At 73.1% G+C, this 8,324-nt stretch carries 7 protein-coding genes and 1 pseudogene; 7 read left to right on the top strand and 1 reads right to left on the bottom strand.

Translation table 11 applies throughout. From position 1 onward, the window contains the following. The coding region (locus VR44_RS09040; RefSeq protein ID WP_045946887.1) for a GMC oxidoreductase at nucleotides 1–1,164 on the top strand (1,164 nt) is incomplete at its 5' end. A gap of 13 nt (nucleotides 1,165–1,177) precedes the next feature. Here the strand turns inward: VR44_RS09040 and VR44_RS09035 are convergent. Continuing rightward, nucleotides 1,178–2,974 carry an AMP-dependent synthetase/ligase gene (locus VR44_RS09035; RefSeq protein ID WP_045946885.1) on the bottom strand — a complete coding sequence of 599 codons (1,797 nt, stop codon included), beginning with the start codon at nucleotides 2,972–2,974 and terminating at the stop codon, nucleotides 1,178–1,180. 254 nt (nucleotides 2,975–3,228) lie between these two features. Between VR44_RS09035 and VR44_RS09030 the strand changes: the two genes are divergently transcribed. From VR44_RS09030 to VR44_RS09005, 6 genes and pseudogenes are all read left to right on the top strand, one after another. Further along, the gene (locus VR44_RS09030) at nucleotides 3,229–4,011 is read left to right on the top strand and encodes a metallophosphoesterase family protein (protein WP_045946884.1); all 783 of its coding nucleotides are present in this window, start codon (nucleotides 3,229–3,231) and stop codon (nucleotides 4,009–4,011) included. A 119-nt stretch (nucleotides 4,012–4,130) separates the two neighbouring features. Beyond that, complete coding sequence (locus VR44_RS09025; protein ID WP_045946883.1) at nucleotides 4,131–4,574, top strand: SRPBCC family protein; 444 nt, start codon at nucleotides 4,131–4,133, stop codon at nucleotides 4,572–4,574. Nucleotides 4,575–4,751: 177 nt separating this feature from the next. Next, a pseudogene (locus tag VR44_RS09020) lies at nucleotides 4,752–5,835 on the top strand (ArsA family ATPase). Nucleotides 5,836–5,916: 81 nt separating this feature from the next. Next, the gene (locus VR44_RS09015; RefSeq protein WP_045946882.1) at nucleotides 5,917–6,396 is read left to right on the top strand and encodes a DUF5304 family protein; all 480 of its coding nucleotides are present in this window, start codon (nucleotides 5,917–5,919) and stop codon (nucleotides 6,394–6,396) included. A gap of 62 nt (nucleotides 6,397–6,458) precedes the next feature. After that, entirely contained in the window at nucleotides 6,459–7,400 is a 942-nt protein-coding gene (locus VR44_RS09010) for an ROK family glucokinase (RefSeq protein ID WP_045946881.1), read from the top strand. A 100-nt stretch (nucleotides 7,401–7,500) separates the two neighbouring features. Further along, on the top strand, nucleotides 7,501–8,322 hold the full coding sequence (locus VR44_RS09005) for an endonuclease/exonuclease/phosphatase family protein (protein WP_245691646.1): 822 nt from the start codon (nucleotides 7,501–7,503) through the stop codon (nucleotides 8,320–8,322). Nucleotides 8,323–8,324: the final 2 nt, after the last annotated feature.

Genomic DNA, 8,324 nt, shown 5'->3' with positions numbered 1-8,324 from the left:
GGCGGCATGGCGCCCACGCCCCGCCGCTCCTACTTCGCCGAGGTGCTGCCCCAGGTCGACGCCGAGGAGATGTACGGCACCTACTACCCCCGGGCCCGCGCCATGCTCGGCGTCAACACCGTCGACCCCGACTGGTTCGAGTCCACGGAGTGGTACCGCTTCGCCCGGGTGTCCCGCAAGCACGCCCAGAACACCGGCCTCCGCACCACCTTCGTGCCCAACGTCTACGACTTCGGGTACATGCGGCGCGAGGCCGCCGGCACGGCCACCAGGTCCGCGCTCGCCGGTGAGGTCATCTACGGCAACAACCACGGCAAGCAGAGCGTCGACAAGACCTACCTCGCGGCCGCCCTCGGCACCGGCAACGTCACCATCGAGACCATGCAGCGCGTGGTCGCCGTACGCCAGGACCCGGCCGGGGGATACGTCCTCACCGTCCGGACCAGCGACATCACCGGCAAGGTCACCCAGGTCCGCGAACTCGGCTGCGACCGGCTCTTCCTCGGCGCCGGCAGCCTCGGCACCACCGAGATCCTGCTGCGCGCCCGCGAGACCGGCACCCTGCCCGCGCTCAGCGACCGCGTCGGGCAGGGCTGGGGCACCAACGGCAACGTCATGACCGCCCGCGCCAACCACCTCTGGGACACGGTCGGCGCCAACCAGGCCACCATGCCCGCCCTCGGCATCGACGACTGGGACAACGCGGCGAACCCGGTCTTCGCGGAGATCGCCCCGCTCCCCATGGGCATCGAGCACTGGATCTCGATGTACCTGGCCATCACCAAGAACCCGGAACGCGGCCACTTCACCTACGACGCCGCCACCGACTCGGCGCGGCTGCGGTGGACCCGGGACCAGAACGCCCCGTCGGTGGCGGCGGCCAAGAACCTGTTCGACCGCATCAACCTCAGGAACGTCACCATGTACCGCTACGACCTGTTCGGCGAGAACAAGGCCTTCGCCGACACCTTCACCTACCACCCGCTCGGCGGCTGCGTCCTCGGCGAGGCCACGGACGGGTACGGGCGGGTCAAGGGGTACCGGGGGCTCTACGTCACCGACGGCTCGCTCGTCCCGGGCTCGCTCGGCGTGAACCCGTTCCTGACGATCACGGCCCTCGCCGAGCGGAACATGGAGCGGATCCTGGCCGAGGACCCGCGCTAGCGGGAGTACCGCGTCAGGAGCGGTACAGGGCCTCGATCTCGTCCGCGAAGTCCTTCGCCACCACATTGCGCTTGAGCTTCAGCGACGGCGTGATGTGGCCCGACTCCTCCGTGAACTGCGACGGCAGGATGCGGAACTTCCGCACCGACTCCGCCTTGGAGACCGCCGCGTTGCCGTCGTCCACGGCCTTCTGGACGGCGGCCATCAGGTCCGCGTCCTCCCGCAGGTCCGCCGCCGTCGACCCGGCCGGCTTGCCGTTCTCCGCGGCCCACCGGCCGAGGAACTCCTCGTCGATGGTGACCAGCGCCGCCACGAACGGCTTGCCGTCGCCGACCACCATGCACTCGGCGACCAGCGCGTGGGCCCGGATCCGGTCCTCGATCACGGCGGGGGCGACGTTCTTGCCGCCCGCCGTGACGATCAGCTCCTTCTTCCGGCCGGTGATCTTCAGGTAGCCGTCCTCGTCGAGGGTGCCGACGTCACCGGTGTGGAACCAGCCGTCGGACATCGCCTCGGCGGTGGCCGCCTCGTTCTTCCAGTACTCCTTGAACACGTGCTCGCCGTGCACCAGCACCTCGCCGTCGTCGGCGATGCGCAGCACCGAGCCCGGCAGCGGCTGGCCGACCGTGCCGATCTTCTGCTTGTCCCAGGGGAGGAACGCCGTGGCCGCGCAGGTCTCCGTCAGGCCGTAGCCCTCCAGGACCGTGAAGCCGATGCCGCGGAAGAAGTGGCCGAGGCGCTCGCCCAGCGGGGCGCCGCCGGAGATCGCGTACTCGCCGCGCCCGCCGAGGACGGCGTGCAGCTTGCTGTAGACCAGCTTGGAGAAGATCTTGTGCTTGAGCTTCAGGCCGAAGGACGGGCCCGAGGGCAGGTCCAGGGCCCGGCTGTACGCGATCGCCGTCTCGGCGGCCGCGTCGAAGATCCTGCCCTTGCCGTCGGCCTGCGCCTTCGCGCGCGCCGAGTTGTAGACCTTCTCGAAGACGCGCGGCACGCCGAGGATCAGCGTGGGCCGGAAGGACTGCAGCTCGTCGGTGAGGTTCTTGATGTCCGGCACGCAGCCCAGCCGGATCGGCGCCAGGACCGCCGCGACCTCCACCAGGCGCCCGAAGACGTGCGCGGCCGGGAGGAACAGCAGCACCGAGCACTCGCCCGTCCGGAACAGCGGCTTCAGCCGCTCCACGACGTTGCCGCACTCGGCGAAGAAGTTGCGGTGGGTCAGCACGCAGCCCTTCGGGCGGCCGGTGGTGCCCGAGGTGTAGACGATGGTGGCCGGGTCGTCGGCGTTCGCGAGGGAGCTGCGGGCGTCCACGTCCGCGTCCGGGACCTCGGCCCCGGCGGCCTTCAGCGCGCCGAAGGCGTCCTGCTCGATCTCCCAGACCTCGCGCAGCTCCGGCAGCCGGTCGCGCAGGGCCGCCACGCTCGCGCTGTGCCCCGGGCTCTCCACGATGGCCGCGACGGCGCCGGAGTCCCCGAGGATCCACTGGATCTGCTCCGGGGAGCTGGTCTCGTACACCGGGACGGTGACGGCGCCGGCGCTCCAGATCGCGAAGTCGAACAGGACCCACTCGTAGCGGGTGCGCGAGATCAGGGCCACCCGGTCGCCGGGCCGGATGCCGGAGGCGATCAGGCCCTTGGCGGCGGCACGGACCTCGGCGAGGAACTCCGTCGCGGTCACGTCCTGCCAGCGGCCGCCGGCCTTGCGGCTCATGACGGCGGTGTCTGGGTGCTGGGCGGCGTTGCGGCGGATGAGATCCGTCAGGTTCCCGTCCGACGGGACCTCGTACAGGGCCGGAAGGCTGAACTCGCGCAAGACTGCTGCTCCTCTGGGCGCCATCGCCACCGTGTGGACCGACCGGACGTTACCCACCGGTAGTGGGTTCCCGATAGAGGGAACCGGCCAGATGTTCCGTGCGTCACATTCTGGACTTCGCCGTGCATCGCAAACGTCGCCACAGTGCTGCCGACAGTAGTCGACCGCCTCCGAGACTCGGAAGTAACCGCAGGTCCGGCCGCCTGCGAGCCCGCCTCTACCCGCCGGGCACGGGCCGCCCTAGGGTGGCGGGCATGAGTGCCAGCAAGAGGCGTACACGAGTCCACGTCGTCAGCGACGTCCACGGCAACACCGACGCCCTCGCCCGGGCCGGCGACGGCGCCGACGCCCTCGTCTGCCTCGGTGACCTGGTCCTCTTCCTGGACTACGCCGACCACTCGCGCGGGATCTTCCCCGACCTCTTCGGCGTGGAGAACGCCCACCGGATCGTCGAACTCCGCACCGCGCGCCGCTTCACCGAAGCACGCGAATTCGGCCGCCGGCTCTGGGACGGGCTGGACCGCGAGCGGATGATCGAGGAAGCGGTACGCCGCCAGTACGCCCAGATGTTCGCCGCCTTCCCCAGCCCTACGTACGCCACCTACGGCAACGTCGACATCCCCGCCCTCTGGCCCGAGTACGCCGGCCCCGGCACCACCGTCCTCGACGGACAGCGCGTGGAGATCGGCGGCCGCGTCTTCGGCTTCGTCGGCGGCGGCCTGCCCTCACCCATGCGCACCCCCTACGAGGTGGACGAGGACGAGTACGCGGCGAAGGTCGAAGCGCTCGGCGAGGTCGACGTCCTGTGCTCCCACATCCCGCCGGAGGTCCCCGAACTCTGCTACGACACGGTCGCCCGCCGCTTCGAACGCGGCAGCGCCGCCCTCCTCGCCGCCATCCGCCGCACCCGGCCGCGCTACGCCCTCTTCGGCCACGTGCACCAGCCGCTGGCGCGGCGCATGCGGATCGGGGGCACGGAGTGCGTGAACGTGGGCCACTTCGCGGCGACGGGAAGGCCGTGGGCCCTGGAATGGTGATCGCGCCGCCACGTGCCGGGGTCCCGCAGTTGCGGCACCGGTACGCGCGGTAGCCTTCACGCGGCGGCCGGAGGCCCCTGCACACTTGCCGAACAATCTCCCCCGGAGGAGCGACCGCGATGGCGGAACACACCAGCTCGAGCATCACGATCGACGCCTCGCCGGCCGAGGTCATGGCCGTGATCGCCGACTTCGCCCGCTACCCGGAGTGGACCGGTGAGGTGAAGGAGGCCGAGGTGCTGTCCACCGACGCCGAAGGCCGCGCCGAGAAGGTACGGCTGCTGCTGGACGCGGGCGCGATCAAGGACGACCACACCCTGTCCTACAGCTGGAAGGGCCAGGACGAGGTCAGCTGGACCCTCCACAAGTCCCAGATGCTGCGCCAGCTGGACGGCTCCTACCGGCTCGCCCCGCTGGACGGGGGGCGGCGCACGGAGGTCACCTACCAGCTGACCGTCGACGTCAAGATCCCGATGCTCGGCATGATCAAGCGCAAGGCGGAGAAGGTCATCATCGACCGCGCGCTGGCGGGCCTGAAGAAGCGCGTGGAGTCGGCCGCCTGACCCTGCCCCTCCGCGGGGCCTCCTGGGGGCCCCAGGCGGGGCTGTGAACAGCCCCGCCGGCGAGGGCTGGATTCAGCGAAATTCCAGCCCGCGCGGCGGCGCCGGGACCCCCGGGGCGGTCGTGGCGGCGGACGGCGTAGCGTGCGGCGGAGGATGATCTACGACCCGGAGCACCGCATGCCGCACACCCTGCTCGTCACCGGCCCCGGAGGCGCAGGCCGCACCACCGTCGCCGCCGCCACCGCGCTCGCCGCGGCCCGCGCCGGGCAGCGCGTGCTCCTGCTGTGCGCCGACGACCCCTGGCCGGCGGGCGACGCCCCCGCCCCCGACGGCCTCCGCCTCGCCCGCATCGACTCCGGCGAGGAGTTCCGCACCGAGCTCGCCGCCCTCCAGGAACGCGGCGCCACCCTCCTCGGCATGCTCGGCGGCAGCCCCCTCGGCGCCGAGGAACTCACCGAGCTCCCCGGCGCCGAACAGTTCGCCCTGCTCCGCGGCCTGCGCAGGGCCGCAGCCAGCCCCGCCACCGACCTCGTCGTCGTGGACATGCCCCCGCTGCACCAGGCCCTGACCACCCTCGCCCTCCCCGCCCAGCTGCGCCGCTACCTGGCCCGCCTGCTGCCCGCGGAGCGCCAGGCGGCCCGCGCCCTGCGCCCCGTACTCGAGGCCCCCACCACCCGGGTCCGCCTCGTCGCCGAACCCGGCCCCGCCGCCGACGCCGCCCTGCGCGCCGGGACGCTCGGCCTCGCCCTGTACGAGCTGCCCGTCCACGACCTGGTGGCCAACCGGCTCGTCCCGAGGGACTCCGCCGACTCCTGGACGGCCGGGCTCGCCGCCCAGCAGCGGAAGTACCTGGCGGAATGGGAGAGGGAGACCCCCGTGGTCCCCCTCGCGCACCTCGGCCGGGACCCCGAGCGCCCCGACGAGCTCGCCCACGCCGACGGCCTCGCCCCCCGCCCCGCCCCGGCCGCCCCCGCAGCCCGCCCCGGCCGCCCCCGCGGCCCGCCCCGGCTGGGCCGTCGAGGACCGGCTCGCCGAGGACGGAGTGCTCGTCTGGGCGGTCCCCCTGCCCCGCGCCCGCAAGAGCGAGCTCGACCTGATCCGGCGCGGCGACGAACTGCACCTCGCGGTCGGCCCCTACCGCAGGACCGTTTCCCTCCCCTCCGCCCTGCGCCGCTGCACCGTCTCCGGCGCCGCCCTCACCGACGGGGTGCTCCGCATCCGCTTCACCCCCGACCCGCAGCTGTGGCCCCGGGCGCGCTGAAACACGTCCGGAACGGCGTACCCCCGTTCGGGTAACGTCGGAGGTAGCCCCTACCGCAGCCGCCCCGCAGGAGAGTCCGCCATGAGCGAGGCCACCGACCGCCCCACCGACGACGACGCCTGGGCGAAGGCCTGCGCCGAGGACCTCGCCGCCGAACAGGAGCGCCGCCGGGCGGAGCGCGAGCGGGCCGCGGGCGCGGGGGCGGGCGCGGGAGCCACCGGCACCGCCGCCGAGGAACTGTTCAAGCTCATCGGCGCCGTCGCCGACAAGGTCTCCGCCCTCAACAACCCGGAGCTCGCCGCGGCCGCCCAGCGCGCCGTACGCCAGTTCGTCAACCAGGCCAAGACCGCCGCCAAGCCCGTCATCGAACGCAACCCGGAGGTCTTCGGCCACCTCGCGGCCGCCGGATCGGAACTGCTCGCCGCCTACCGCTCGGCCGTGGAAAGCCATGAACGCCGCTGGGTCCGGGACGAACCCCCGGCCCCCCGCAAGCACACCGGCACCGGCGCCGACGACGGCGGACCCGACGAGGGCCCGGCCCAGCGGATCGATCTCGACTGAGACTCCGCCCGGCTCGGGTACGGTTGGCCGTGGCGGGGCTTGACCGGAAAACCGAGGGACTAATGGGACTCACCATCGGCGTCGACATCGGCGGCACGAAGATCGCGGCCGGCGTGGTCGACGAAGAGGGCACCATCCTTGAGACGTACAAGGTGCCCACCCCGCCGACCGCGGACGGCGTGACGGAGGCGATCTGCGCCGCCGTGTCCGAGGTCAGCAGCAACCACACCATCGAAGCCGTCGGCATCGGCGCCGCCGGCTACGTGGACGACAAGCGGGCGACCGTCCTGTTCGCACCCAACATCAACTGGCGGCACGAGCCGCTCAAGGACAAGGTCGAACAGCGCATCGGCCTCCCGGTCGTCGTCGAGAACGACGCGAACTGCGCCGCCTGGGGCGAGTACCGCTTCGGCGCCGGCCAGGGCCACGAGGACGTCATCTGCATCACGCTCGGCACGGGCCTGGGCGGCGGCATCATCATGGGCAACAAGCTGCGCCGCGGCCGCTTCGGCGTCGCCGCCGAGTTCGGGCACATCCGGGTCGTCCCCGACGGCCTGCTGTGCGGCTGCGGCAGCCAGGGCTGCTGGGAGCAGTACGCCTCCGGCCGCGCGCTCGTCCGCTACGCCAAGCAGCGCGCCAACGCCACCCCCGAGAACGCGACGGTCCTGCTGGGCCTGGGCGACGGCACCCCCGAGGGCATCGAGGGCAAGCACATCAGCCAGGCCGCCCGCCAGGGCGACCCGGTGGCCGTCGACTCCTTCCGCGAGCTGGCCCGCTGGGCCGGCGCGGGCCTCGCCGACCTGGCTTCCCTCTTCGACCCGTCGGCGTTCATCGTCGGCGGCGGGGTCTCCGACGAGGGCGACCTCGTCCTCGACCCCATCCGCAAGTCCTTCAAGCGCTGGCTGATCGGCGGCGCCTGGCGGCCGCACGCGCAGGTCCTCGCCGCGCAGCTCGGCGGAAAGGCCGGCCTGGTGGGCGCGGCCGACCTGGCCCGCCAGGGCTGAGCCCACCGCGACCAGCGGGGGCCGAGCCCCGCTCGGAGAGCTCTGGAGCCGCCCGCCGCGCCCCCTGTGGGAGCGGCGGGCGGCTGCGTATCTTGCGGGCATGGTGCCTGACACGTTGCCCCCGCCCCAGCCACTGCCCGACGCCGACGCGGTGCCCGACGCACTGCCCCGGTCCCGGACGGAACCGGACGGTTCCGCCGTGATCCGGGTCCTCGGCTACAACGTCCGCTCGATGCGCGACGACGAGGAGGCGCTGGCCCGGGTGATCCGGGCCTGCGCGCCGGACCTGGTCCTCATCCAGGAGGCGCCGCGCTTCTTCCGCTGGCGCAAGCACGCCGCCCGGCTGGCCGCCAAGACCGACCTGGTGGTCCTGGGCGGCGGGGCCACGGCGGCGGGGCCGCTGCTGCTGTGCTCGCTCCGGGCGTTCGTGGAGCGCACGGAGGACGTCCTGCTCCCGCTCACCCCCGGACTCCACCGGCGCGGCTTCGCCACGGCGGTGGTCCGCTTCGGGGCGGCGAGGGTGGGGGTCGTCAGCGCCCACCTCTCCCTGGACGCGACCGAACGCGCCGCTCAGGCCGAGCTCCTCCTGGAACGGGCCGCAGCCCTGGACGCCCCGCACGTGATCGCCGCCGCCGACGTCAACGAAGCCCCGGGCGGCCCCGCCTTCACCCGCCTGTCGGACACCCTCCAGGACTGCTGGACGACCGCCCCGTGGGGCGGCGCGGACACCTTCCCCTCGGCGGCCCCGTCCCGCCGCATCGACGCGGTGTTCGCCTCCCTCCGCATCGACGCGTTGTTCGCCTCCCCGAGCGTCGAAGTCCTGGCCTGCGGCGTCCCCACGGGCCTCCCCACCACCGACCTCCGCACGGCAACGGACCACCTCCCGGTCCTGGCGGCGGTGCGTCTGGGGGCGGGGGCGTAGGC

The organism is Streptomyces katrae (assembly GCF_000966975.1).
Taxonomy (GTDB): Bacteria; Actinomycetota; Actinomycetes; order Streptomycetales; family Streptomycetaceae; genus Streptomyces; species Streptomyces katrae.
This window is presented reverse-complemented; position numbering and strand designations above follow the sequence as displayed.

Coding starts and splice junctions, on each gene's coding strand:
- VR44_RS09030 (WP_045946884.1), top strand. CDS start 3,229: ATGAGTGCCAGCAAGAGGCGTACACGAGTCCACGTCGTCAGCGACGTC.
- VR44_RS09025 (WP_045946883.1), top strand. CDS start 4,131: ATGGCGGAACACACCAGCTCGAGCATCACGATCGACGCCTCGCCGGCC.
- VR44_RS09015 (WP_045946882.1), top strand. CDS start 5,917: ATGAGCGAGGCCACCGACCGCCCCACCGACGACGACGCCTGGGCGAAG.
- VR44_RS09010 (WP_045946881.1), top strand. CDS start 6,459: ATGGGACTCACCATCGGCGTCGACATCGGCGGCACGAAGATCGCGGCC.
- VR44_RS09005 (WP_245691646.1), top strand. CDS start 7,501: ATGGTGCCTGACACGTTGCCCCCGCCCCAGCCACTGCCCGACGCCGAC.